General features: G+C 47.9%; 25 protein-coding genes. 19 read left to right on the top strand and 6 right to left on the bottom strand.

All coding sequences use genetic code 11. The annotated features are described in order from the left end of the window. Nucleotides 1-6: 6 nt before the first annotated feature. The 12 genes from L3Q72_RS11065 to L3Q72_RS11010 all read left to right on the top strand — a co-directional run bounded on the left by L3Q72_RS11065 (nucleotide 7) and on the right by L3Q72_RS11010 (nucleotide 12604). Nucleotides 7-516: an OmpH family outer membrane protein gene (locus L3Q72_RS11065; RefSeq protein WP_275130007.1), complete on the top strand. Its 510-nt coding sequence runs from the start codon at nucleotides 7-9 to the stop codon at nucleotides 514-516. Between the two features lie 4 nt (nucleotides 517-520). Then, the gene (gene lpxD / locus L3Q72_RS11060; RefSeq protein WP_275130006.1) at nucleotides 521-1540 is read left to right on the top strand and encodes a UDP-3-O-(3-hydroxymyristoyl)glucosamine N-acyltransferase; all 1020 of its coding nucleotides are present in this window, start codon (nucleotides 521-523) and stop codon (nucleotides 1538-1540) included. Between the two features lie 131 nt (nucleotides 1541-1671). Further along, nucleotides 1672-2124, top strand: a complete 453-nt coding sequence (fabZ, locus tag L3Q72_RS11055; RefSeq protein ID WP_275130005.1) for a 3-hydroxyacyl-ACP dehydratase FabZ — start codon at nucleotides 1672-1674, stop codon at nucleotides 2122-2124. 1 nt (nucleotide 2125) lies between these two features. Next, nucleotides 2126-2914, top strand: a complete 789-nt coding sequence (lpxA, locus tag L3Q72_RS11050; protein ID WP_275130004.1) for an acyl-ACP--UDP-N-acetylglucosamine O-acyltransferase — start codon at nucleotides 2126-2128, stop codon at nucleotides 2912-2914. Nucleotides 2915-3017: 103 nt separating this feature from the next. After that, the gene (gene lpxB / locus L3Q72_RS11045) at nucleotides 3018-4166 is read left to right on the top strand and encodes a lipid-A-disaccharide synthase (RefSeq protein ID WP_275130003.1); all 1149 of its coding nucleotides are present in this window, start codon (nucleotides 3018-3020) and stop codon (nucleotides 4164-4166) included. After that, nucleotides 4159-4767, top strand: coding sequence for a ribonuclease HII (gene rnhB, locus L3Q72_RS11040; RefSeq protein ID WP_275130002.1), 609 nt, complete (start codon nucleotides 4159-4161; stop codon nucleotides 4765-4767). Before lpxB ends, rnhB begins: the two co-directional genes overlap by 8 nt. Before the next feature lie 134 nt (nucleotides 4768-4901). Then, the gene (dnaE, locus tag L3Q72_RS11035; protein WP_275130001.1) at nucleotides 4902-8381 is read left to right on the top strand and encodes a DNA polymerase III subunit alpha; all 3480 of its coding nucleotides are present in this window, start codon (nucleotides 4902-4904) and stop codon (nucleotides 8379-8381) included. 46 nt (nucleotides 8382-8427) lie between these two features. Further along, nucleotides 8428-9387: an acetyl-CoA carboxylase carboxyl transferase subunit alpha gene (gene accA / locus L3Q72_RS11030; RefSeq protein ID WP_275130000.1), complete on the top strand. Its 960-nt coding sequence runs from the start codon at nucleotides 8428-8430 to the stop codon at nucleotides 9385-9387. Between the two features lie 67 nt (nucleotides 9388-9454). Next, complete coding sequence (tilS, locus tag L3Q72_RS11025) at nucleotides 9455-10765, top strand: tRNA lysidine(34) synthetase TilS (RefSeq protein ID WP_275129999.1); 1311 nt, start codon at nucleotides 9455-9457, stop codon at nucleotides 10763-10765. 23 nt (nucleotides 10766-10788) lie between these two features. Further along, nucleotides 10789-11100, top strand: coding sequence for a cytochrome c (locus tag L3Q72_RS11020; protein ID WP_275129998.1), 312 nt, complete (start codon nucleotides 10789-10791; stop codon nucleotides 11098-11100). Between the two features lie 85 nt (nucleotides 11101-11185). Beyond that, entirely contained in the window at nucleotides 11186-11524 is a 339-nt protein-coding gene (gene glnB, locus L3Q72_RS11015) for a nitrogen regulatory protein P-II (protein ID WP_275129997.1), read from the top strand. 234 nt (nucleotides 11525-11758) lie between these two features. Beyond that, nucleotides 11759-12604, top strand: a complete 846-nt coding sequence (locus L3Q72_RS11010) for an endonuclease/exonuclease/phosphatase family protein (protein ID WP_275129996.1) — start codon at nucleotides 11759-11761, stop codon at nucleotides 12602-12604. On the opposite strand, the gene L3Q72_RS11005 is transcribed toward L3Q72_RS11010, so the two are convergent. The 3 genes from L3Q72_RS11005 to gloB form a co-directional block, all read right to left on the bottom strand. Then, on the bottom strand, nucleotides 12596-13288 hold the full coding sequence (locus tag L3Q72_RS11005; protein WP_275129995.1) for a YIP1 family protein: 693 nt from the start codon (nucleotides 13286-13288) through the stop codon (nucleotides 12596-12598). The two genes, L3Q72_RS11010 and L3Q72_RS11005, sit on opposite strands and share 9 nt — an antisense overlap. Beyond that, nucleotides 13285-14901 carry a LysM peptidoglycan-binding domain-containing protein gene (locus L3Q72_RS11000; protein ID WP_275129994.1) on the bottom strand — a complete coding sequence of 539 codons (1617 nt, stop codon included), beginning with the start codon at nucleotides 14899-14901 and terminating at the stop codon, nucleotides 13285-13287. The genes L3Q72_RS11005 and L3Q72_RS11000 overlap by 4 nt, the downstream gene beginning before the upstream one ends. A gap of 73 nt (nucleotides 14902-14974) precedes the next feature. Then, nucleotides 14975-15733, bottom strand: a complete 759-nt coding sequence (gene gloB, locus L3Q72_RS10995; protein WP_275129993.1) for a hydroxyacylglutathione hydrolase — start codon at nucleotides 15731-15733, stop codon at nucleotides 14975-14977. Between the two features lie 35 nt (nucleotides 15734-15768). Between gloB and L3Q72_RS10990 the strand changes: the two genes are divergently transcribed. Further along, nucleotides 15769-16497 (top strand): class I SAM-dependent methyltransferase, encoded by a 729-nt coding sequence (locus L3Q72_RS10990; protein ID WP_275129992.1) that lies wholly within the window; start codon nucleotides 15769-15771, stop codon nucleotides 16495-16497. A gap of 282 nt (nucleotides 16498-16779) precedes the next feature. On the opposite strand, the gene rnhA is transcribed toward L3Q72_RS10990, so the two are convergent. After that, a complete protein-coding gene (rnhA, locus tag L3Q72_RS10985; RefSeq protein WP_275129991.1) occupies nucleotides 16780-17241 on the bottom strand; it encodes a ribonuclease HI in 462 nt (153 codons plus the stop codon). A 46-nt stretch (nucleotides 17242-17287) separates the two neighbouring features. On the opposite strand from rnhA, the gene dnaQ reads away from it, so the two are divergent. From dnaQ to L3Q72_RS10965, 4 genes are all read left to right on the top strand, one after another. After that, nucleotides 17288-18031 carry a DNA polymerase III subunit epsilon gene (gene dnaQ, locus L3Q72_RS10980; protein WP_275129990.1) on the top strand — a complete coding sequence of 248 codons (744 nt, stop codon included), beginning with the start codon at nucleotides 17288-17290 and terminating at the stop codon, nucleotides 18029-18031. Between the two features lie 12 nt (nucleotides 18032-18043). Continuing rightward, nucleotides 18044-19300: a TIGR03503 family protein gene (locus L3Q72_RS10975; protein WP_275129989.1), complete on the top strand. Its 1257-nt coding sequence runs from the start codon at nucleotides 18044-18046 to the stop codon at nucleotides 19298-19300. A gap of 135 nt (nucleotides 19301-19435) precedes the next feature. Next, nucleotides 19436-20014 (top strand): D-sedoheptulose 7-phosphate isomerase, encoded by a 579-nt coding sequence (lpcA, locus tag L3Q72_RS10970; protein WP_275129988.1) that lies wholly within the window; start codon nucleotides 19436-19438, stop codon nucleotides 20012-20014. Between the two features lie 12 nt (nucleotides 20015-20026). Continuing rightward, nucleotides 20027-20860 (top strand): class II glutamine amidotransferase, encoded by an 834-nt coding sequence (locus L3Q72_RS10965; protein WP_275129987.1) that lies wholly within the window; start codon nucleotides 20027-20029, stop codon nucleotides 20858-20860. Nucleotides 20861-20872: 12 nt separating this feature from the next. Here L3Q72_RS10965 and purN read toward each other — a convergent pair whose 3' ends face one another. Both purN and purM read right to left on the bottom strand, forming a co-directional pair. Further along, nucleotides 20873-21508 (bottom strand): phosphoribosylglycinamide formyltransferase, encoded by a 636-nt coding sequence (gene purN, locus L3Q72_RS10960; RefSeq protein WP_275129986.1) that lies wholly within the window; start codon nucleotides 21506-21508, stop codon nucleotides 20873-20875. A gap of 3 nt (nucleotides 21509-21511) precedes the next feature. Further along, nucleotides 21512-22552: a phosphoribosylformylglycinamidine cyclo-ligase gene (purM, locus tag L3Q72_RS10955; RefSeq protein ID WP_275129985.1), complete on the bottom strand. Its 1041-nt coding sequence runs from the start codon at nucleotides 22550-22552 to the stop codon at nucleotides 21512-21514. Between the two features lie 188 nt (nucleotides 22553-22740). Here purM and upp point away from each other — a divergent pair, with 188 nt between their 5' ends. Together upp and L3Q72_RS10945 are read left to right on the top strand one after the other, a co-directional pair. Continuing rightward, the gene (upp, locus tag L3Q72_RS10950; protein ID WP_275129984.1) at nucleotides 22741-23367 is read left to right on the top strand and encodes a uracil phosphoribosyltransferase; all 627 of its coding nucleotides are present in this window, start codon (nucleotides 22741-22743) and stop codon (nucleotides 23365-23367) included. A 172-nt stretch (nucleotides 23368-23539) separates the two neighbouring features. Then, nucleotides 23540-24325, top strand: coding sequence for an SDR family oxidoreductase (locus tag L3Q72_RS10945; RefSeq protein ID WP_275129983.1), 786 nt, complete (start codon nucleotides 23540-23542; stop codon nucleotides 24323-24325). Nucleotides 24326-24336: the final 11 nt, after the last annotated feature.

Genomic DNA, 24336 nt, shown 5'->3' with positions numbered 1-24336 from the left:
TATGCTTTGAAAAAGATGGTAAAAGCGGCTGGTATCGGCCTTGTTATTCTTAGTTCTTCTCTGTTTGCCAACGCGGCAGAAGCAGCGCAGAAGATTGGTTATGTTGGTACTAACTATATCATCAAGCAGCTGCCTCAGAGGGAGTCTATCATCACTGACCTGCAGAATGAGCTGAAGGATGACAGAGCTGAACTGGATAAGATCGGTGCTGCAATTAAGACAAAAGCACAGAAAATTGAAAGAGATGGCGCTCTGCTGGGTGACGAGGGTATTCAAAAACTGAAGATTGAAATCTCATCTCTTCAGGCTGAAGGTAAGATCAAACAGGAAGCTTTTGCTAAAAAAGCAAAAGGTCTGGAGATCAAAGCGAAGCAGGAGATGATGAAGCTGGTACAGTCTGCGGTAGACAAAGTCGCTGAAAAAGAAGGCTATGACATCGTTGTGGATGGTTCCATGCTTGTTTATGCAACACAGGATGCGAACCTAACAGAAAAAGTACTGGCGGAACTGAAGTAACACTATGACAGCATATACTCTTGCAGAATTAGCAACAATTGTAGGTGGCACTGTTCAGGGAGATGATTCTGTTGTTATCTCTCGTGTGGTAGCCATGGATAAAGCCGGTGAGGGAGAGGTGACATTTCTCTCTAACCCGAAATACAAAAAGCACCTGGCTGACTGTAAGGCTTCTGCTGTCATGGTAAAAGAGTCTGAGGCAGAACTGTGCGTGACTAATGCGCTGGTTGTTGATGATCCTTACCTGGCGTATGCAAAGGTAGCTCAGGCATTGGATACAACGCCTGCTCCTGCTGCCGGTATCTCTGACTCTGCAGTGATTGCCGGGGATGTGACGCTTGGTGAAAATGTTTCTGTTGGTGCAAATGCGACTATCGAGTCCGGCGTTGTCCTTGGTGATAATGTCTCAATTGGTGCGGGTTGCTTTGTTGGTAAAAATGCCTCTATTGGTGCCAACACTAAACTGTGGGCTAATGTTTCTGTTTACCACGATGTTGCTATCGGTGAGTCTTGTCTGGTTCAGTCCAGTACGGTTATTGGCTCTGATGGCTTTGGCTATGCTAATGAGAAAGGTGAGTGGGTGAAAATCCCTCAGACCGGCTCTGTGAAAATCGGTAACCGCGTTGAGATTGGTGCCTGTACCACCATTGACCGTGGCGCACTGGATGATACGGTTATCGAAGATAATGTGATTCTCGATAACCAGCTACAAATCGCTCACAATGTACACATCGGATATGGTACAGCCATGGCCGGAGGTACTATTGTCGCCGGCAGCACTAAGATCGGCAAATACTGTATTATCGGTGGCGGTACTGTGATTAACGGACATATTGAGATTGCAGATGGCGTGACCATTACCGGTATGGGAATGGTGATGCGCGGAATCGATGAGAAGGGTGTGTACTCTTCGGGTATTCCTCTGCAACCAAATAAAGAGTGGCGCAAAACGGCTGCCCGGGTCCACAGAATCGACGATATGAATAAGCGCCTGAAAGAGGTTGAGAAGAAGCTCGAATCCTAAGGCACTCAGACTTCGGAAGAATACTGGATTAACTCACTGTTCTTCGCTGTTTTTTTCAAAGGGTCTGCAAATTGCGGGCCTTTTTCGTTTATACTTGCAAACAGATTAATTTTTTATATAGGAATATGGCTTTGACTACTGAAAAGAAAACAATGGATATCACCCGAATTAAGGAACTGCTTCCTCACCGCTATCCATTTCTGTTAATTGACCGAGTGACAGACTATGAAAAAGGTAAGTACCTGACAGCTCTGAAAAACGTCTCTGTTAATGAACCTCAGTTTACCGGCCATTTCCCTCAGCTTCCGGTTTTCCCTGGCGTATTGATTCTTGAAGCCATGGCTCAGGCTACAGGGCTTCTTGGTTTTGAAACTTTTGGCGAAGCAGGAGAGAACGAACTCTACCTGTTTGCAGGCGTTGATAATGCGAAGTTCCGCAAGCCGGTTATGCCTGGAGACCAGATGGTTCTTGAAGTTGAACTAATCAAAGAGCGACGCGGTATCGCTGTATTTACCGGTGTAGCAAAAGTTGACGGTGAAGTAGTTTGTTCTGCTGACCTTAAGTGTGCACGTCGAGAGATTTAATATGATTCATGAAACCGCTCAAATCCACCCAACAGCGGTGGTAGAAGAGGGAGCAGTTATCGGAGCCAATGTAAAAATTGGTCCGTTCTGCTTTGTTGACAGCAAAGTAAAGATTGGTGCCGGCACTGAGCTTCTGTCTCATGTGGTTGTGAAAGGTCCGACAACCATTGGTGAAGACAACCGGATTTTTCAGTTCGCTTCAATTGGTGAAGAGTGTCAGGATCTGAAATACGCCGGTGAAGATACCCGCCTTGAAATCGGTGACCGGAATACGATTCGTGAAAGCGTAACCATGCACCGTGGAACCATTCAGGATGCCGGTATCACAAAAGTAGGCAGCGACAACCTGTTTATGATCAATGCCCATGTTGCCCATGACTGCATTATCGGTGACCGCTGTATCTTTGCTAACAATGCAACCCTGGCCGGTCATGTGAAAATCGGTAATCAGGCCATTATTGGTGGCATGTCCGCAATTCACCAGTTCTGCCATATTGGCGATCACTGTATGCTGGGTGGCGGCTCTATCGTGGTTCAGGACGTTCCTCCGTACGTTATGGCTCAGGGTAACCACTGTGAACCTTTCGGTATCAATATCGAAGGCCTGAAGCGCCGTGGTTTTGAAAAGAAAGAGATCCACGCAATCCGCCGTGCCTACAAGTCTCTGTACCGCTCCGGTAATACACTGGAAGAAGCCAAGGCTGAGATTGCCAAAGAAGCGGCAGAATTTAAGGCTGTTCAACTCTTCCTGGATTTTCTGGATAAATCTGAACGCGGCATTATTCGATAATGGCTTTCAGCTTTCAGCTGTCAGCTTTCAGAAGGAGAACAATAAGAGTTTTGCTTACTGGAACTGACAGCGGATAGCTGACAGCTGACAGCTGGAAATCACGATGACACGTCCATTAAGAATCGGTGTTGTAGCCGGAGAACTGTCCGGAGATACCCTGGGTGAAGGGTTGATCAAGGCCATCAAAGAAAAGCATCCTGATGCAGAGTTTGTAGGGATCGGTGGTCCTAAGATGATTGCTCAGGGCTGCAAATCTCTTTTTGATATGGAAGAGCTGGCAGTGATGGGGATTGTAGAAGTCCTTGGCCGCCTCCGCCGTCTGTTTCATGTAAAAGCCGAGCTGGTAAAATTCTTTACCGATAATCCGCCGGATGTCTTTATTGGCATTGATGCGCCTGATTTTAATCTCCGTTTAGAAAAAGACCTTAAACTGGCCGGTATTAAAACGGTTCACTATGTCTGCCCTTCCGTCTGGGCATGGCGTCAGAAGCGTATCTTTAAGATCAAAGAAGCGACCAATCTGGTGCTGGCTTTCCTGCCGTTTGAAAAAGCATTTTGTGACAAATTTGGTGTGCCCTGTGAGTTTGTTGGCCATACGCTGGCTGATGCTATTCCGATGCACTCGGATAAAGAGCAGGCACGGGAAGAACTGGCTCTTGAGCAGGATAAAAAATGGCTGGCAGTACTGCCGGGCAGCCGTGGCGCAGAGCTGAAAATGCTATCCGAGCCCTTTATCGAAACCTGTCAGAAGCTAAACCAGAAATACCCTGAACTTGGTTTTGTGGTCGCACTGGTAAACAGTAAACGACGTGAACAGTTTGAGCAAAAATGGAAAGAGCTGGCCCCTGAGCTGAACTTTACCCTTGTGGACGGAACGGCAACAAAAGTGATTCAGGCATCGGACGCAGTTATGCTGGCGTCAGGTACGGTTGCACTTGAGTGTATGCTGATCAAAAGGCCGATGGTGGTTGCTTACAATGTCAATCCAATCACAGCTTTTATTGCCAGAAGGCTGGTTAAAACCGAATTTGTCTCTCTGCCAAATATTCTTGCTGAGCGGGAAATCGTTAAAGAGTACATTCTGGAAGAGTGCCATTCAGACAATCTGTTTGCCGAGGCAGACCGACTGCTGAGCTCAGACAACAGCGAAGTGATTAATAAGTTCACTGAGATGCATCAGTGGATTAAAAGAGATGCCGACACTCAGGCGGCAACTGCAGTATTAAATTTAATTGGAAAAAATGATGTCTAAAGATCTTCCGCCATTTGAATACCCTCAGGGTTACACACTTTTTGCCGGGGTAGATGAGGTAGGAAGAGGCCCGCTTGTGGGCGATGTGGTCACAGCTGCGGTTATCCTTGACCCTGCTAATCCCATTGAAGGGCTGACGGATTCAAAGAAGCTGTCAGACAAAAAGCGTCTGGCACTGTTTCCTGAAATTCAGCAAAAAGCGCTGGCATGGTCAGTGGGCCGCTGCTCTCCGGCAGAAATTGATGAGCTGAATATTCTCCACGCCACCATGCTGGCAATGCAGAGAGCGGTTGAAGGACTTTCCATTACCCCTGACTATGTACTGATCGACGGCAACCGGGTCCCTGAGCTAAAAATGGCCGGTGAAGCGGTGGTAAAAGGCGACCTGCGGGTAGCAGAAATAAGCGCAGCATCTATTATTGCTAAAGTCATCCGCGATCAGGAGATGATCGAGCTGGACGCAAAATACCCACAATTCGGCTTTGCCAAACACAAAGGCTACCCGACTAAAGCGCACTTCGAAGCGATTGAAAAGCATGGGGTGATTGGGGAGCATAGGAAGAGTTTTAAGCCGGTTAAAAAAGCGTTAGGGCTAATGTAGGTATAGGTTATCGGGCTATGAGGTAATGGGGCTATAGGGGCTTAGGGTTCCTACCCTCCTATAGCCCCCCAGGGCGAAGCCCACCCCATAGCCCTATCGCCTCTTAAGATACAGATTATTCGAGTAAACAATTAATGTCAGATCCCAAATTTGTTCACCTCCGCATCCACAGCGACTTCTCCATGGTCGATGGCCTTTCCAAGGTTCCGCCGCTGGTTAAGAAAGTTGCTGAGTTAGGTATGCCGGCGATGGCTCTGACGGATTTCACTAACCTTTGTGGCTTGGTGAAGTTTTACAATACTGCGCATGGGTGCGGTATCAAGCCGATTATTGGTGCTGACTTTACCATGCAGTCTGATGAGTTTGGTGAAGAGCTGACTAAGCTTACCGTCCTGTCTACCAACAATACCGGTTATAACAATCTTACTCTGCTGATCTCCGAGGCATACCAGCGCGGGCATGTTCAGCATCAGCCTGTTATTGATAAAGCCTGGCTGGCTAACCATAGCGAAGGCCTGATTATCCTCTCCGGCGGTAAAGACGGTGAGATTGGTAAAGCGCTGTTAAAAGGCAATCAGCCTCTGGTGGAGAAGTGTGTCAACTTTTATCAGGAGCACTTTAAAGACAGATTCTATCTGGAACTAACCCGGACAGGCCGTGCCGATGAAGAGACGTATCTTCACTTTGCACTTGAGCTTGCAGAAAAGGCTGAGTTGCCGGTGGTGGCCACCAATGATGTGGTGTTCCTGACAGAAGAGCAGTTTGATGCTCACGAAATCCGGGTTGCCATCCATGACGGTTATACGCTGGAAGATCCGCGCCGTCCGAAAAACTACAGTGCTCAGCAGTATCTTCGTACCGAAGAGGAGATGTGTGAACTCTTTGCAGACATTCCTGAAGCGCTGGAGAACTCAGTGGAAATTGCCAAGCGCTGTAATGTTACGGTTCGCCTTGGAGAGTACTTCCTGCCGGCTTTCCCTACCGAAGGGATGGAAGAAACAGAGTTTCTTATCAAGAAGTCCGAAGAAGGGCTGGAAGAGCGTCTTGAGTTTCTTTTCCCGGACCCGGAAGAGAGAGAAAAACGTCGGCCTGAATACGAAGATCGCCTGCAGATCGAGCTGGAAGTTATCAACAATATGGGCTTCCCGGGCTACTTCCTTATCGTAATGGAGTTTATCCAGTGGTCTAAGGATAACGATGTGCCGGTAGGACCGGGGCGTGGTTCAGGTGCCGGCTCTCTGGTTGCCTATGCGCTAAAAATTACCGATCTTGATCCGCTGGAATATGACCTGCTTTTCGAACGATTCCTGAACCCGGAACGTGTTTCCATGCCCGACTTTGATGTCGATTTCTGTATGGATAAGCGCGACCAGGTGATTGACCACGTAGCCGAGATGTACGGCCGTGATGCGGTATCTCAGATTATCACCTTTGGTACCATGGCTGCTAAAGCGGTAATACGCGACGTCGGCCGGGTTCTTGGTCATCCCTACGGCTTTGTTGACCGTATCTCTAAACTGGTGCCGCCTGATCCGGGTATGACGCTGGAAAAAGCCTTTAAGGCAGAGCCACAGCTTCCGGAAATTTATGAAGCTGACGAAGAAGTTAAAGAACTGATTGATATGTGCCGCATCCTTGAGGGTGTGACACGAAATGCGGGTAAGCACGCTGGTGGCGTGGTAATTTCACCCACCACAATTACTGACTTTGCGCCTATCTACTGTGATTCAGAGGGCAACTTCCCGGTTACTCAGTTTGATAAAAACGATGTAGAAACCGCCGGGCTGGTTAAGTTTGACTTTCTGGGTCTGAGAACCCTGACCATCATCGACTGGGCTCTGGGCCTGATTAACCCGCGCCTTGCGAAAGAAGGGCTGGATCCGGTCCGGATTGAGTCCATCCCGCTGGATGACGCTAAGTCTTTCCGCCTGCTGCAAAACTCAGAAACTACTGCGGTATTCCAGCTTGAATCGCGCGGTATGAAGGAGCTTATCAAGCGCCTTCAGCCGGACTGTTTTGAAGATATTATCGCACTGGTGGCCCTGTTCCGTCCGGGACCGCTTCAGTCGGGCATGGTAGATAACTTTATCGACCGTAAGCATGGCCGCGAAGCCATCTCTTATCCGGATGAAACCTGGCAGCACGAATCTCTGAAAGAGACGCTGGATCCGACTTACGGCATTATCCTGTATCAGGAGCAGGTAATGCAGATTGCCCAGATACTGGCCGGTTATACACTTGGCGGTGCGGATATGCTGCGTCGTGCAATGGGTAAGAAAAAGCCTGAAGAGATGGCAAAGCAGCGTGCCGTATTTGAAGAAGGTGCCATTAATAACGGCGTGAATGGCGAACTGGCCATGAAAATCTTCGACCTGGTGGAGAAGTTCGCCGGTTACGGCTTTAACAAATCGCACTCCGCTGCCTATGCGCTGGTTTCTTACCAGACGCTCTGGCTGAAGACCCATTATCCGGCTGAGTTTATGGCTGCGGTAATGACAGCCGATATGGATAACACCGAGAAGGTGGTTGGTCTGGTGGACGAGTGTTTCCGTATGGGGCTTAAGGTGCTTCCGCCGGATATTAACTCAGGACTGTACCGCTTTAATGTTGATGAAAATGGCGCTGTTGTTTACGGCATCGGCGCTATCAAAGGCGTGGGTGAAGGCCCGATTGAAGTCATCATTGAGTCGAGAAACAGAGATGGTCACTTTAAGGATCTGTTTGACTTCTGTGCCCGGATTGATCTGAAAAAGGTCAATAAGCGGGTAATAGAGAAGCTGATTCAGGCAGGGGCGCTGGACAGACTGGGCCCTCACCGCGCAGCTATGATGGCATCGCTGGATGATGCCGTAAAAGCCGCCGGTCAGCATCATCAGGCAGAAGCCTTCGGCCAGACCGATATGTTCGGTGTACTGACCGAAGCACCGGAAGAGGTTGAGCAGGCCTATGCCCAGGTTCCCGAGTGGCCGGAAAAAGTCTGGCTTGAAGGCGAGCGGGAAACATTGGGTTTATATTTGACCGGACACCCAATAAACGCTTACATAAAGGAACTAAGTCGTTATACCAGTTGTCGATTAAAAGATGCGGTGCCGACAAGAAGAGACCAGTCGGTAACACTTTCAGGACTGGTTATCGCTGCCAGAGTGATGACAACCAAGCGTGGTACCAGAATTGGTATCATGACACTGGATGACAGATCCGGCCGTATGGAGGTGATGATGTTCTCCGATGTGCTGGATCGCTACGCTGAATTGCTGGAAAAAGACAAAATTTTGCTCGTTTCCGGACAGGTCAGCTTTGATGACTTCAATGGTGGGCTTAAAATGTCCGCCCGCGAAGTTCTGGATATCAGCGAAGCCCGTGAAAAATACGTGCGCAGTTTGTCGGTATCCGTAGAGCAGTCACAGATAGACGAACAGTTTTTTGAGCGCTTCAGTAAGGCACTGGAGCCGTACAGAGCGGGAACTGTACCGGTAAATGTGTATTATCAGCGTCAGGATGCGCGTGCTAAAATTGTTTTGGGAACAGAATGGCGCGTAACCCCGGATGATGCACTGCTGGATGATTTAAAACAGTTACTTGGCAAAAATCAGGTAGAACTCGAATTTAACTAAAATCCAGTTGCTCAGATGTAGCGACTGTATAACTAAGGACTCATAGATGAGCTTAAACTTTCTAGAATTTGAAAAGCCTATCGCAGAGCTGGAAGCAAAGATTGAAGCACTGAGAGATGTTTCACGTCATGGTGGTGATGCTTCCGTTGATCTGGATAAAGAGATTCAGCAATTAGAAGAGAAGAGTCTGGAACTCAAGAAAAAAATCTTTGGTGACTTAGGTGCATGGCAGGTTGCTCAGCTGGCCCGTCACCCGCAGCGTCCGTACACGCTGGATTATATTGATAATATTTTTACAGAATTTGATGAACTGGCGGGTGACCGCGCATACGCTGATGATAAAGCGATTGTTGGCGGTATGGCTCGTCTGTACGGCCGTCCTGTCATGGTTATCGGCCATCAGAAGGGTCGTGAGACTAAAGAAAAAGTAATACGTAACTTTGGTATGCCAAAGCCGGAAGGGTACCGTAAGGCCCTTCGTCTGATGGAAATGGCAGAGCGTTTTAAAATGCCGGTGATTACTTTTATTGACACTGCGGGTGCTTACCCTGGTGTGGGCGCAGAAGAGCGCGGACAGTCCGAAGCGATTGCTAAGAACCTGAAAGTGATGGCAGGTCTTAAGGTGCCGGTGATTGTCAATGTTGTGGGTGAAGGCGGTTCTGGTGGCGCACTGGCAATTGGTGTTGGTGATTATGTGAACATGCTTCAGTACTCTACGTACTCTGTTATTTCTCCTGAAGGTTGTGCCTCTATTCTTTGGCGTGACTCAGACAAAGCCCCACAGGCTGCGGAAGCAATGGGCCTGACCGCGCCAAGACTGAAAGAGCTTGGTCTGATCGATGAGATTATTGAAGAGCCTCTTGGTGGTGCTCACCGCGATCCGGTGAAAATGGCGGTAAACCTGAAAAACATTCTTGTGCAGCAACTGGAAGATCTGGATCAGTTCGATACAGATATCATTCTTGAGCGCCGTTACCGTAGGCTGATGAACTACGGCTACTGTTAATCGCAGCTTAAACAGATAGAATAAAGCGAGTCATATCAGGGCTCGCTTTTTTATTGAGGTTATTTTGTTGCTACCAGGCTTTTCTTCCATTCTTGATAAGTATCACCCGAAGGGCGGGACCCTTGTTCTTGCGCTCAGCGGTGGTATTGACTCTGTGGTTCTGCTGCATCTTTTATCTGAATATAAGTCCCGCCATCCGGAAAACAGATATACAGCGGTACATATTCACCATGGTTTGAGTGAAAATGCAGACGAGTGGGCAGAGTTTTGTCACCAGTGCTGCCATGAGTGCGGGATAAATCTGGTTGTGGAGCGGGTTAAACTGGAAATTGATGCCCAGACCAGTATTGAGCAGGAAGCGCGTGATAAGCGCTATGAAGTGCTTTCCCGTTTTGTTGAAGCGGATGACACCCTGATAACAGGCCAGCATCTGAGTGACCAGACGGAGACCTTCCTGCTGGCTCTTAAGCGGGGAAGCGGGCCTAAAGGCTTATCTTCTATGCCGGAAAGGATGACTTTTTCTGAAGGTCAGATTATCAGGCCGCTGTTGACGGTAAGCCAGCAGGCCATTTGTGACTATGCTGAGTCTAACGCTCTAAGCTGGGTGGAGGACGAAAGCAATCAGAATACCAAATTTGATCGCAACTTCCTCAGGCAGGAAGTGGTTCCGGCTCTGAAATCCCGCTGGCCTCACTTTGAAGAGTCGGTCAGCAGAAGTGCCAGAATCTGTGCTGAACAGGAAATGCTGCTCAATGAGCTTTTATCTGACAGGCTTGTGGAGATGGTATCTGACTTAGGGGGACTCTCTGTAGAGAAGCTGGCGAGACAGAGTGCATTAGCCCGCAATCAGTTAATCAGGCTCTGGTTATCCGGGCGTGGCTGCCTTATGCCGTCACAAAAACAGCTTTCCATGATTTGGGATGAAGTGGCAAATGCCAGAGAAGATGCCAATCCAAAGCTGGTACTGACATCCGGTGAAATCAGGCGCTTTCGCGGCGAGCTGTTTGTTACCGGGAAGTATCAGGATATCAGTAACTGGAGTGCTCCGGTTAAAGCGGGAGAAAAGGTTCTGCTGCCTGACGGGCTGGGCTCATTGCAGTTAAAACCAGGGTGCTTGCACGGTTCACTCAGAGCTTTTAGTTGCGAAGAAGCATTGCGGGTCAGCTTTAATCCGGAAGGCCTGACCGCTCATCCTCTGGAGCGCAATCACAGCCGAAACATGAAGAAGCTGTTCCAGGAATATGGCGTGCCCAGCTGGCTGAGGAGGCGTACACCGATTCTGATGCTGGATAACAGAGTTGTGGCAGTGCCGGGGTTATTTGTTGATCAGGCTTTCAGTGGGCGTGATTGTGATTTAGTATGGGATAAAACACTATAAATCACGATAAAAGGAAGGAAGTTATGAAAGCATTAGCACTGGGAGCTCTTATCGGAGTGACTGTTTTCAGCGGATCAGCCCTTGCCGGTGATCCTGCTGCCGGGAAATCTAAGTCTATGATTTGCGGGGCTTGCCACGGTTCAAACGGTGTATCATCCATTGACGGCTACCCGAGCCTGAAAGGTCAGAATGAGAAATACCTGGTCAATGCGCTGAAAGCTTACAAATCAAAACAGAGAAGTGGCGGACAATCAGCATTAATGCAGCCGCAAGCCGCTATTCTTAGTGATCAGGATATTGAGAACCTGGCTGCTTACTACTCCAGCCTGAAATGAATTATTAGTTAACTGTGGCTTATCCATTGGCTATTTTGCTGTTATCAGTAATAATAATGCCAAAGTTACAATTTAAGGGATTAAGATGAAAAAAATCGAAGCAATTATTAAACCTTTTAAACTTGATGATGTACGTGAAGCACTGGCAGAAGTTGGCATCACAGGTATGACAGTATCTGAAGTAAAAGGTTTTGGTCGTCAGAAAGGTCACACAGAGCTTTATCGTGGCGCAGAATACATGGTGGACTTCCTTCCAAAAGTTAAACTGGAAATCGTAGTGAACCAGGACGTGGTTGAGCAGTGTATCGAGACTATCATCGAAACGGCTCAGACTGGCAAAATCGGTGACGGTAAGATCTTCGTAACGGATGTGGAGCGTGTTGTACGTATCCGTACCGGCGAAGAAGACGAAGACGCTATTTAATTAGTAGCCTGCCTATGGTTGGAGGGGCAAAGAACAGCTCCTCCCCTTAGCCTGGAAAGGTTGGGTTTTCGAAAAAGTTACTTCCAAGGGGAGGTTGGGTGGGGTTGCTTAATTGAAGTATCAGTTACCGATTATACTAATGCGTGTTCAACCCCCTCTAACTCCCCCTTCTGTTTACTCCATCGATCTCTTTACTTTTTCGTTCAAGGGGGAGAACCGTACGGTGGTGCCTGTATGAAAAAGAAACTCACTGTAGCAACTCTGCTGTTATTTTCTTCTCCTTATCTAGTCTATCAACTAGTTTTTGATATCCCCGGGCAACCCACACTTGTCTCTGCTACAGAGCAAAACTGGCAGGAGTCCACTCACTGCTACCAAAACCCTGACGCTCAAATACTCGATAAAGACGGCAAAATTAACCTGCTGGTCTGGAATATCTACAAACAAAACCGTGCCAGCTGGCAGAAGAGCCTGAGCCGCTTTTCCGCTGATGCACAGCTGATGCTGTTGCAGGAGGCCAGCCTGACGGACAGCTTTAAGAGCTGGATGGTTTCGGAGAATCTCGACAGCCAGATGGTAAAAGCCTTTGATGCCTTTGATACCAGTGCCGGGGTGATCAGCCTGTCTCACTCTTTTCCGGCTAAAGCTTGTGCTTATACCAGCATTGAGCCCTGGCTGAGACTGCCTAAGTCTGCACTTTATACACGCTATCCGCTAAGCAATGGGCAGCAATTGGCGGCTATTAATGTTCACGCCATCAATTTCACCCTTGGCACCGAAGACTACGAGAAGCAGCTTAAGCAGTTGCAGAGAGTGGTTGATAATCATAGGGGACCGCTTCTTCTGGCAGGTGATTTTAATAGCTGGAGTGAAAGCCGGATGAAAGAGCTTAGCCGTGTTGCGGATAGCTTAGGACTTGCCGCTGTCCCATTTGACCCGGACAACCGAAAGCAATTTGTCACAGGCCTTCCTCTGGATCATATTTACTACAAAAACCTGAAGCTTATAAACGCAAAAGCGCCCGAATCGGACGCTTCTGATCATAACCCGTTGCTGGCTGGTTTTGAGCTTTTAGAATAGCAGTATCTGCAAAGCCCAGACCAGATAGAAACCGACCCAAGGCAGAATCGCAATCTTAAGCGCCTGAGTTTTATTAAATTCAGTCCAGGCCCCGATGGCTGAGTAGCTAAGAACAATATACCAGGGCAGAAGCAGAGGTAATGAGCTGGCAAAAGCAGACCATTCGCTGGTCAGAGGCAGCTTTAACAGGCCATTCAGGCTGTTTAAGTCCGCTGCATAGTACATCACCTGGCCGTGCTTAATCAGTACTGAAACATAGCTGGCGAAATCGCCCAGTATTGCCGGAAACATAACAACACAGCTGGCAGCGCACCATTTCCAGTAACCGAACTGATACTGGCTTGGTTTAGTGGCCACAAGAAACCAGAATGCAAGCAGCGCGATACCCACAATGCGGTTAAAGATATCACCCATGATTTCGCTGGCCATCAGGGTATTTTTATCCAGCAAGGCTATCTGATCAGGGGCAACAGCCGTCAACTGGGGAATCAAATTGGACTTCAGCCAGTTGAAATCAACGATATCAAAGTAAGAGCCCCAAAAGACAAACGGGCTCAGCAAAAGGATAATAAACAGAAACCAGCCCCACATGCCGCGCTGATAAAGCGCAGCAAAGCAGGAAGTTGGCGAGCGAAAAATATCCAGAAGCAGAACTAATGGATTACGGGACGGTTCTACAATCATACGCTCACCTTAGTGACATCAACGTAAAGCTTAATTTTCTGACCAGGCTTGATGTACTTATTCTTATTCAGATTGTTCCATTTCAGGATATCAGCGGACTTAACTCTGAATCTGCTGGCAATGGCGCTGATGGTGTCACCGGAGCGAACTTTATAGTGAACAGTACGGATAATGGCACCATCGCTGCTGTTCTTCCAGATAACCAGTTTCTGGCCGATGCGCAGGGTGTCCCTTGGACCCATGCCGTTCCATTTAGCCAGCGAGGTGTGAGATACCTTGTGTTTACGGGCGATAGTCCAGAAACTGTCACCCTTAGCAACCGTGTGAGTTACCTTGTATTTGCCACGCGCCACGGACTGAGTTTTCTTCAGGCGGTTTTGAGCGCTTAAGGTGTAGGCGGCTCCCTTCTGGCTGGAGGTAGGTATCATCAGATACTGACCGACACGGATCATATTGCCGCTCAGGTTGTTTACGGTTTTTATCGTCTCGGTTGTGGTGTTGTGCTTGCGGGCAATCAGACTGATAACATCACCGGATTTCACCTTGTAGCGAACCACTTTAATGCCTTTACCACGGTTTTTCTCTGCCAGTTCAGTAAAGTTACCCACGTTCTCAATTGGCAGCAGGAAGCGGTGCGGACCTTCAGGTGGTGTTGCCCACTGGTTGTAGGCCGGATTTAGTTTTTGCAGATCGCCGACTTTCATCCCAGCATACTGCGCTGCCAGAGCGATATCCAGCTGCTCTCCCGGATCAACCATTTTCAGAACCGGTTTGTTTGCAATTGCCGGGATTTTTATGTCGTACTTTTCCTGGTTTGCGACAATGTCAGCCAGAGCCAGCAGTTTTGGCACATAGCCGCTGGTCTCTTTTGGCAGATCAAGCGAGAAGAAATCAATCGCTTTACCGGCCTTCTTGTTTTTCTTGATCGCTCTTGAAACGCGGCCGCCGCCACTGTTGTAGGCTGCAATTGCATGATTCCAGTTGCCGTCAAAGCGCTGATTCAGGCTTTCAAGGTATTTAAGGGCGGCATCTGTCGCTGCAACAACATCGCGTCTTCCGTCGTACCAGTAGCCCTGCTTCAGGCCATACATCTTTCCTGTGCCCGGTACAAACTGCCAAAGACCGGCTGCGCTGCCGTGGGAGTAGGCAAAGGGATCAAAGGAGCTTTCTACTATCGGAAGAAGCGCAAGCTCCAGAGGAAGCTGGCGCTTTTCTATCTCTTCAACAATTAGATAAAGAAAAGGCGTCGCCCTCCGGGATACCGCTTCCAGATGCTTAGGGTGAGTAATATACCAGTTACGGTAATATTCAACTTTTTTCTGATCCGGAATAGGCATCTTCAGCTGCATTGCAATGCGTTGCCAAACGTCTTCCTGATTCCATGGTGTTTGCTTTGGCTCTTCCTGAGTCACATCTTCCGGTTTGGTTGTAACCTGATTAGACTGCGCAGTTTCGGATGGCTGATCCGTTGCATCAGATGATTCTGGCTGGCTTTCAGCCAGAGTAGCCTCATCTGTTGACGCATTGGTATCCTGCGCGGCAGAGTCATTTTGTTGAGTCGTCTGGCAACCAACCAGAAATAACAACAGAACCCAACTAAACACCGTTCTCATTAATATCTCACCTTTGCTAGAAAATAGCTGATGATAATACTTGCCGTACTACTGAGAGACAAGTAACTAACAGTTAAAATTCGTTTTTCCACTGCCGTAATGCTGTGAAGATCTCACAAGGGGTGGTACCTGTTGTCCGATTTGACACCGAACAGATGACACTTTCCTCATTAAGGCGGAGAAATGGATTGATCCGTTTTTCCTGCTCCAGGGTACTTGGCAGTGTTGACTGGCCCTGTGAACGAAGCTGCTGGGTCTTATCTCTGTAGGCCAGCAAATCCTGATTGTCCGGCTCCACAGCCAGGGCAAAAATGATATTTGAAGCTGTGTATTCGTGGGCGCAATACACCTGGGTTTCGTCCGGCAGGTTAGCCAGTTTCATCAGTGAGTGATACATCTGTTCGGCGCTGCCTTCAAAGATGCGTCCACAGCCTGCGGAAAAGAGCACATCGCCGCAAAACAGCTTTTCATCGCCAAAGTAACCAATATGGTCATTGGTGTGGCCGGGCAGTTCCATAATCTGGAAAGTGGTATCAAACAGTGAGATTTGATCGCCTTCGGATAGTTCAAGTGTTACACCCGGCGTTATGGACTCTTTTGGTCCGGCAACGATGACATTCGGGTAGTGCCTGGACAGGGCGGAAATGCCGCCGGTATGGTCATTATGGTGATGGGTGATCAGAATTGCTTCCAGCTCAAGTCCGTTCTCTTGCAGATAATTGATGACAGGAGTCGCATCACCCGGATCAACAACCGCACACCCATTGCTGTTATTTTGAATCAGCCAGATGTAATTGTCGTTAAATGCAGGTATGCTTTTGATAGTCAACATATAGTTTCTCTCCGGCAACTAATATTGGGGTACTGATGAAGCCAGCGCGTACATCACGTAAAATTAAACAGCCTCATTCATGGCAGCAGATGAAAAACGGTGCATGGATTTCTGAATCAATCCAGACCCGTATTGACGAGTGGTGCCCGAAGTTGTTTGGCTATCATATGCTTAAACTTGGTGGTTTAAGTTGTGAGCTTGCCAGTAGTATGTGCAATATTCAACACCAAGTTCACCTTGATACTATGAATCCGCTCCGGAACGTGGTCGCCGATCCCTACGATTTGCCTTTTTTAGAAAAAAGCATTGATGTGGTATTGCTGGCCCATCAGCTTGAATACTGCAATGATCCCCACCGTCTGTTACGTGAAGTTGACCGGGTAATGGTGGACGACGGTTATCTGGTGCTTACCGGTTTTAACCCGCTCAGCTTTACCGGATTAGCCAGTATGATGCCCTGGAGGAAAAACAACCTTCCCTGGAGTGGCCGGATGTTTACCCCGACCCGCACAAGAGACTGGCTGGGATTGCTTAACTATGAAGTGATTCACTGTGATAAGTATGCGGTCTTCCCCATGAAACACCCGTTCTGGACCTGGCTGGAGAACAGCCTGGGAGACTGGTCCGGAAACTTCGGAACTCTCTATTTTATCGTGGCAAGAAAGCGAACCTATCCGTTAAAACCGATAAAGCCACACTGGAGACTAAAGCGGAGATTGTCACCTGTTGGGCTGAATTACAGGGTTAACAGTGACCAGTCCTAGTCTGTTGAGAGAAGTTTGATGAGGTCAGTGGGCAGAGAATGGTTCTCCCCCTTGAGCAATAAAGCCTAATTGGTTGATAAAGCTAATAGAAGGGGGAGTTAGAGGGGGTTGGTTATACAAAAAGTTAACTAATTCGTAGAACCTTAAACCTCTAAGCAACAACCCCTCCTAACCTCCCCTTGGATGTAACTTCTTCTAAAATCCGGCCTTTCGTGTCTAAGGGGAGGAACTTCTCTCTGTTCAATTAGACTTGTGTATAAAAGTTAGGCTGCTAGAGATTGGTTAGCCTTGATAACCCGTATCCTCTTCAGTAGGGGATTCAGCCGCAGCTCTGGCTATTTCATCACAGATTTCGTTTTCACGGTGTCCGGCGTGACCTTTAACCCATTTCCACTCAATCTGATGGCGTGTGGTTTCTGCATCCAGCTCTTTCCACAGATCCGCATTTTTAACCGGCTTTTTATCCGCGGTTTTCCAGTCACGCTTTTTCCAGTTATGAATCCACTGGGTGATTCCCTGACGAACATACTGGCTATCCGTGGTCAGAACCACATGGCAGGGCTCTTTTAGCGTCCTGAGGGCGATAACAGCCGCCATCATCTCCATTCTGTTATTGGTAGTCAGTCTGAATCCCTTCGCAATCTGCTTTTCAGTCTGCTTATATCTGAGTACTATGCCATATCCGCCGGGGCCGGGATTTCCCAGGCAAGAGCCGTCAGTGAAAACTTCAACTAGTTTTGTCATGATTTGATATCATTTAATAAAACACAATCGACATAGTCTTACACATATGAGCAGCAGTAACAATTCACAACATGACCGCATCATAGTTCTCGATACCGAAACCACAGGTATGAACCGGGAAAGCGGGCCTCACTATTTAAATCACCGCATCATTGAGATCGGTGCCGTGGAGATAGTCAACCGCAAGCTGACGGGCAGGCACTTTCACTGTTATATCAAGCCGGACAGAGAGATCCAGCCGGATGCGGTAGAGGTTCACGGTATTACCGATGAGTTCCTCAGAGACAAGCCGGTTTATGCTGATGTTCATAAAGAGTTTCTTGAGTTTATCGACGGAGCCGAACTGGTTGCGCACAACGCGCCCTTCGATACCGGCTTTATGGATCATGAATTCGGTATGCTGGATCCGTCCATCGGTAAGACAGAACAGTACTGCAAGGTTACCGATACACTGGCCATGGCGAAGAAGATCTTCCCGGGCAAAAGAAACAACCTTGATGTCTTGTGTGAACGCTATGGTATAGATAACTCGCACCGTACACTGCACGGGGCATTGCTCGATGCCGAGATCCTGGCTGATGTTTACCTGTTAATGACAGGCGGTCAGACCTCATTACAGTTCAGCGCGGGACAGCAGTCAGAAGGTGACGCCGGTTCAGAAAGCATAAAACGCGCAGTGAGTGGCAGAAAAGCGCTAAAGGTTTTACGTGCCTCTGCCGATGAACTAGAAGAGCACAGTAAGCGATTGGATATTGTGGAAAAAAGCGGTAGCTGCTTGTGGCGTAATTAAGAAGAGGAAACTATGTTGCGAATTCTGTTCACTATTATTGGATTGCTGTTTAGCGTTCAAGTCTGGTCACAGGCAGAAGAAGCAACATTTTCAATTCTGGATAACCGCTTCCGGATCGATCCAAAAATCGATCAGGTCTCCTTTGTGATTTACCGTGAAGTGCCTTCCCGCTCCTCCATTCTTGTCAGACCCGACGGTACTAAGTACTACGCCTGGAAACACCCTGAGAACGTCTCATGGTTCTCGGACAAGAGCATGGATATCATCTCTGTGGTAAAACCCATGCCGGGCCCGTGGCAGGCGATTGGTAAGATCACCCCTAAAAACAACATTACCCTGCTGTCAGACGTTAAACTGGATGTGGATGACTTCCCCTCGCGACTTTATCAGAGTGAAAAAATCAAATTTACGGCCAGGCTGACCTATGAGGATAAGCCGCTAAAGCTGAAAGAGTTTCTGGATCGCGTGACCTTAAGAGTCGAGTTCACCCCGTATCTGAAAGATGAAGAATTGCTTAAAGCTGAAGAGAAGCCAAAATCCGTCGAAATTGCCTCATTTTATGACAGCGGTGAGGGGCTGGATGAAATCGCCGGAGATGGCGTATTTACCGTAGAGATTCCAATTACGGTTGATCCTGGTAAATACCGGGCAAGAATTACTTCTGGCAACGGCGTGTTTATGAGAGCGGTTGAAGATACAGTGCTTGTTTATCCTTCTCCGGTTTCGGCGACCTTTGTTCAGTCCAGAGAAGAGGGTGTTGACCATAGCATGCTAGTGTCCGGTGAGCAGGGTCTGATTCTGCCGGGTACGCTGGCGGTACATATTGAACAGGCGGGACCGAATAACAGCAAGATTGTTACTCAAAGCTCGGTAGCAGAGGATTCGTTCTCTATGGAGTTTGCCCTGCCTTATGATGAGACTCCGGGTAAGCATACCTGGAAGGGTACAGCCTATGCCACAGAAGGCGCATTCCAGCGAGAGCTGGTCATCGACCTGCCCGGTGCTGGTTTTAGTATTATGGAAAAGCTGGATGTTGAAAAACAGACCCAAGCCTTCCTTAAACATCAGGAAGAGAAAAAGCGCCAGCTTGAACTGGAGCGGATTCAGCGTGACAGGGAAGAAGCCCGTATCGACGGCATGCTTATTATTCTTATCGGCAACCTGGTAGTGATACTGCTTGGCTTAATTGGCTGGTTCCTGTTCAGTAAACTTAGGATAAGAAAAGTGGCTGTACCAGAAATGCAACTTAATGCTCCGCCAAAATCTTAAAAAAAACTTGTTATTGAATCATCTACGCTGCTACATTTTCTAAAACGCTGACATTACCCGGCTGAATTATCGGCGATCCTGGAACAAAATAATACCAATACCAGCCGGGGTTAATACTAATAGAAGAGAATCCTCATGTATCAAGATCTAATTCGTTCAGAACTGACAGAAGCTGCAGAAGTCCTTAATAAATTTTTAAGCGATGATGCAAACATTCAGCAGATTGAAGCTGCTGCAAAAATGATTGCAGACTCATTCAAACAGGGAGGCAAGGTGCTTTCCTGTGGTAACGGTGGCTCCCACTGTGATGCGATGCATTTTGCTGAAGAGCTGACCGGACGTTATCGTGAAAACCGTCCTGGTTATCCGGGTATTGCGATTTCTGATCCAAGCCATCTGTCATGTGTAAGTAATGACTTTGGTTATGATTATGTCTTTTCCCGCTATGTAGAAGCTGTGGGCGCGTCCGGTGATGTGTTGTTGGGTATCTCTACTTCGGGTAATTCCGGCAATATTCTTATCGCTATCGAAGCGGCAAAAGAGAAGGGAATGAAAACCATCGCTCTGACCGGTAAAGATGGCGGTAAGATGGCAGGAACGGCAGATATCGAAATTCGTGTCCCACACTTTGGCTATGCTGACCGTATTCAGGAAGTTCATATCAAGATTATCCATATCCTGATCCAGCTAATTGAAAAAGAGATGGCGGCGTAAGGCTCAGCAGAGATGTGTGAACTTCTTGGCATGAGTGCCAATGTACCTACGGATATCTGTTTTAGCTTTTCCGGTCTGATGCAGCGTGGGGGCAATACCGGCCCCCATCGTGATGGCTGGGGGATCACTTTTTACGAAGGTAAAGGCTTTCGTACCTTTAAAGATCCCGAGCCAAGTTATAGTTCAAAAATTGCCGAACTGGTTCAGAATTATCCCATAAAAAGTTGTGCGGTCGTCAGCCATATCAGGCAGGCAAACCGGGGTGGGGTCAGTCTTGAAAATACCCATCCTTTCACCCGTGAACTCTGGGGACGCTACTGGACCTTTGCCCATAACGGGCAACTGACAGATTACAGCCATCTGCAAACCGGCCGTTTCAGTCCGGTTGGAGCCACAGACAGCGAACTTTCCTTCTGCTGGCTTCTGAATAAACTGCAAACCAGATACCCAGAGCCACCGGAAGATATGACAGAAATGTTCCGCTATGTGGCGGAGTGTTGCGACTCTCTGAAAGAGCTTGGTGTGTTTAATATGCTTCTCAGCGACGGTGAGTATGTGATGACCTACTGCACCAATCATCTGTACTGGATTACCCGCAGAGCACCGTTTGGCAAGGCGGTGCTTATTGATGAAGATATAACGGTGAACTTTCAGGAAGAGACGACTCCTAATGATGTGGTTACTGTTATTGCCACTCAGCCATTAACGGAAAATGAAACCTGGCAGAGAATGAAGCCGGGGGAGTTTAATCTGTTTCGGTTTGGGGAGTTGTTGTCGGGCAATGCTGAGCAGTTGAAGGATGTGGCGTTTGCTGCGCCTAAGCCGGGGAATCAGGCGCCATCGTAATAGGCTATGGGGCTATGGGGCGTAACCCTTTGGCCCCAGCTCTTGTCCGTCTAGCCAGGCTTTACCTTGTTTCATCTCCAGCCTGCCTTCAACAAACCACTGAATGGTCATCGGGTAGATTCTATGTTCCTGAGACTGAATTCTTTCATTCAGGATTTCGGCTGTGTCATCCTCAAAGACCGGGACTTCAGCTTGTAAAATAACAGGGCCGCCATCCAGCTCTTCAGTTACAAAGTGTACGGATGTGCCGTGAACAGTGTCGCCGGCATCAATAGCTCTCTGATGAGTATTCAGACCGGTATATTTAGGTAAAAGGGAGGGGTGAACATTGATCATTCTGCCCAGATAATGGCGGACAAACTCATCGCTGAGTATGCGCATATATCCGGCCAGAACGATTAGATCAGGCTTATAAGTATCGATCTCTGTCATCAGAGCCTGGTCAAAAAGCTCACGGGATTGATAAGCTTTCGGATCCAGAACGATGGCATCGATACCTGCATTTTTTGCTCTTTCCAGTCCGTATGCACCGGCTTTATCTGAAAATACTGCCGACACTTGTCCTTTAGTGATCAAAGACCCGCAGGCATCAATCACAGCCTGCAGGTTGGTTCCGTTTCCTGAGATAAGAACAACAATGTTTTGCATGAGTTAGTTAATTTCTACCTGCTCTTCGCCATCTTTCGCTTGAGCAATCTCACCAATTACCCAGGCGTTTTCGCCTTCAGCTTTCAGTAGTTCCACTGCCGCATCAGCCTGATCCTTAGGAAGTGCAACAACAAGGCCAACACCACAGTTGAAGGTACGGTACATTTCGAAGGTCTCAACGTTACCTTTTTCCTGTAGCCAGTTAAAGATAGCAGGCCATTCCCAGCTTGAGCCATCAACAACCGCTTTTGTACCTTCAGGCAGAACGCGCGGGATGTTTTCCCAAAAGCCGCCACCGGTAATATGAGAGATAGCGTGGATATCATGTTCAGCAATCATTTTCAGTGCTGACTTGATATAAATCTTAGTCGGTTCCAGCAGTTGTTCACCGATAGAGTGGCCGTTTAGCTCTTCTGTTAAATCAGCGCCTGATACTTCAATAATCTTACGGATTAGTGAGTAACCGTTAGAGTGAGGGCCGCTTGAGCCAACAGCAATCAGTGCATCACCGGCTGTCACTTTCGTGCCGTCAATTACTTCAGACTTTTCTACAACACCAACACAGAAGCCTGCAACGTCGTAATCTTCGCCTTCGTACATTCCCGGCATTTCTGCCGTTTCGCCACCGATAAGTGCACAACCAGACTGAATACAGCCTTCGCCGATACCGCTTACCACGTCAGCTGCTGTGTCTACATCCAGTTTGCCGGTCGCGTAGTAGTCAAGGAAGAACAGTGGTTCTGCGCCCTGAACAATCAGGTCGTTAACACACATAGCCACAAGGTCGATACCAATGGTGTCGTGCTTTTTCATGTCCAGAGCAAGACGAAGTTTAGTTCCCACGCCATCGGTACCTGAAACCAGAACAGGCTCTTTATATTTGGTTGGCAGTTCGCACAGCGCGCCAAAACCACCAATACCGCCCATTACTTCAGGGCGACGGGTGCGTTTAACAACACCTTTAATTCTGTCTACCAGAGCATTACCTGCATCAATATCAACACCAGCGTCTTTATAGCTAAGAGAAGAGTTATTACCACTCACGGGATGTCCTCGTCATGTAAGTTGGATGGGGAAAACGGCGCAATTCTAACTGAGTTAGAGCAAAAAGGAAAACGTTTGCGTAAGAAAAGATAATCGTTTGCGCCAGAAAAAATATTTGAGAGTTTTATATTGAAAACCTGTATAATCGCGCGGTTTAAATTGAAAAACTCATGTTACCGGAGAAGAAAATGAAAGTTGTTGAAGTGAAACATCCGTTAGTTAAACACAAAGTAGGTTTAATGCGTGAAGGAGACATCAGCACAAAGCGTTTTCGTGAGTTAGCTACAGAGGTTGGTAGCCTTCTGACTTACGAAGCAACATCAGACTTTGAAACTGAAAAAGTGACCATCGAAGGCTGGAATGGTCCGGTAGAAGTCGATCAAATCAAAGGTAAGAAAGTAACGGTAGTGCCTATCCTGCGTGCAGGTCTTGGCATGATGGATGGTGTTCTTGAGCACGTACCAAGTGCACGTATCAGTGTGGTTGGTATCTACCGTGATGAAGAGACACTGGAGCCAATCCCTTACTTCAACAAGCTGGCATCTAACATCGATGAGCGTATTGCTCTGGTTGTTGACCCAATGCTGGCAACAGGTGGTTCAATGATTGCGACAATCGATCTGCTAAAAGAGAAAGGTTGTAAAGCAATTAAAGTACTTGTTCTGGTTTCTGCGCCAGAAGGTATTGAAGCTCTGGAAAAAGCGCACCCGGATGTGGAGCTGTACACAGCAGCTATCGATGAGAAGCTGAACGATAAAGGCTACATCGTACCTGGTCTTGGTGATGCGGGTGATAAGATCTTCGGTACTAAATAAGCTGTCAGCTTGTAGCTATCAACTGTCAGAGAGGGACGCCAGAGAGGCGTCCTTTTTTTATCCCTAAATCTAGATTGGCATATTTTGCTAGCATGGTGTCACCATCTGCCAGTGCGTGGCGTAATCGGATTGCTTAAAATAGCGTCATCAATTCAATACGTGAGGAACAAAGATGACAACTTCAAATACAGCACTGATTACAGGCGCATCGGGTGGCATTGGTTTAGAACTGGCGCGAATTCATGCGCAAAAATGTGGTGACCTGGTACTGGTTGCCCGTTCGGAAGATAAACTGAACCAGCTTAAAGCTGAGCTGGAAAGCCAGTATAAAGTCAGTGTGACAGTGCTGGCGGAAGATCTGTCACAGGCCGATTCGGCAGAGCGTATTTTTAAGCAGACAGAAGCGCTTGGTTTGCAGATTGATACCCTGATTAACAATGCCGGTTTTGGTGGCCACGGTCTGTTCCACGAACGTGAGCTGGCGGCTGATCAGGCAATGATGCAGGTAAATATGGTGACTCTGACCAACCTGACTCACTATTACCTGAAAGGTATGGTGGCGCGTAACAATGGCCGTGTTCTGAATGTCTCCTCCACGGCTTCGTTTATACCAGGACCACTACAAGCGGTGTACTATGCAACTAAAGCGTACGTCACTTCGTTTACTCAGGCGGTTGCTGAAGAGGTACGCGAGTACAATGTTACTGCTACCGCTCTGTGTCCGGGTGCGGTGGCTACAGGCTTTGTTGCGGCAGGCGATCTTCAGGGCATCGATATCTGGAAAAATGCAAAAACACCGGCCTCTGTTGCCAAGTGCGGTTACTCTGCTATGGAAAAGGGTGAGCTGGTGGCCTTTAATGAAGGTAAACTACGCTTTATGCTGGACTGGATTATTCCGTTCCTGCCAAGAAAAATGGTATTGAAAACCTCTCGTCAGGCAATGGAAAAATCAGCTTAAGTGAAAAAAGG

This window comes from Vibrio sp. JC009 (genome assembly GCF_029016485.1).
Lineage (GTDB): Bacteria > Pseudomonadota > Gammaproteobacteria > Enterobacterales > Vibrionaceae > Vibrio.
The sequence above is the reverse complement of the archived record's forward strand: the minus strand, read 5'-3'. Positions and strand labels throughout refer to the sequence as shown.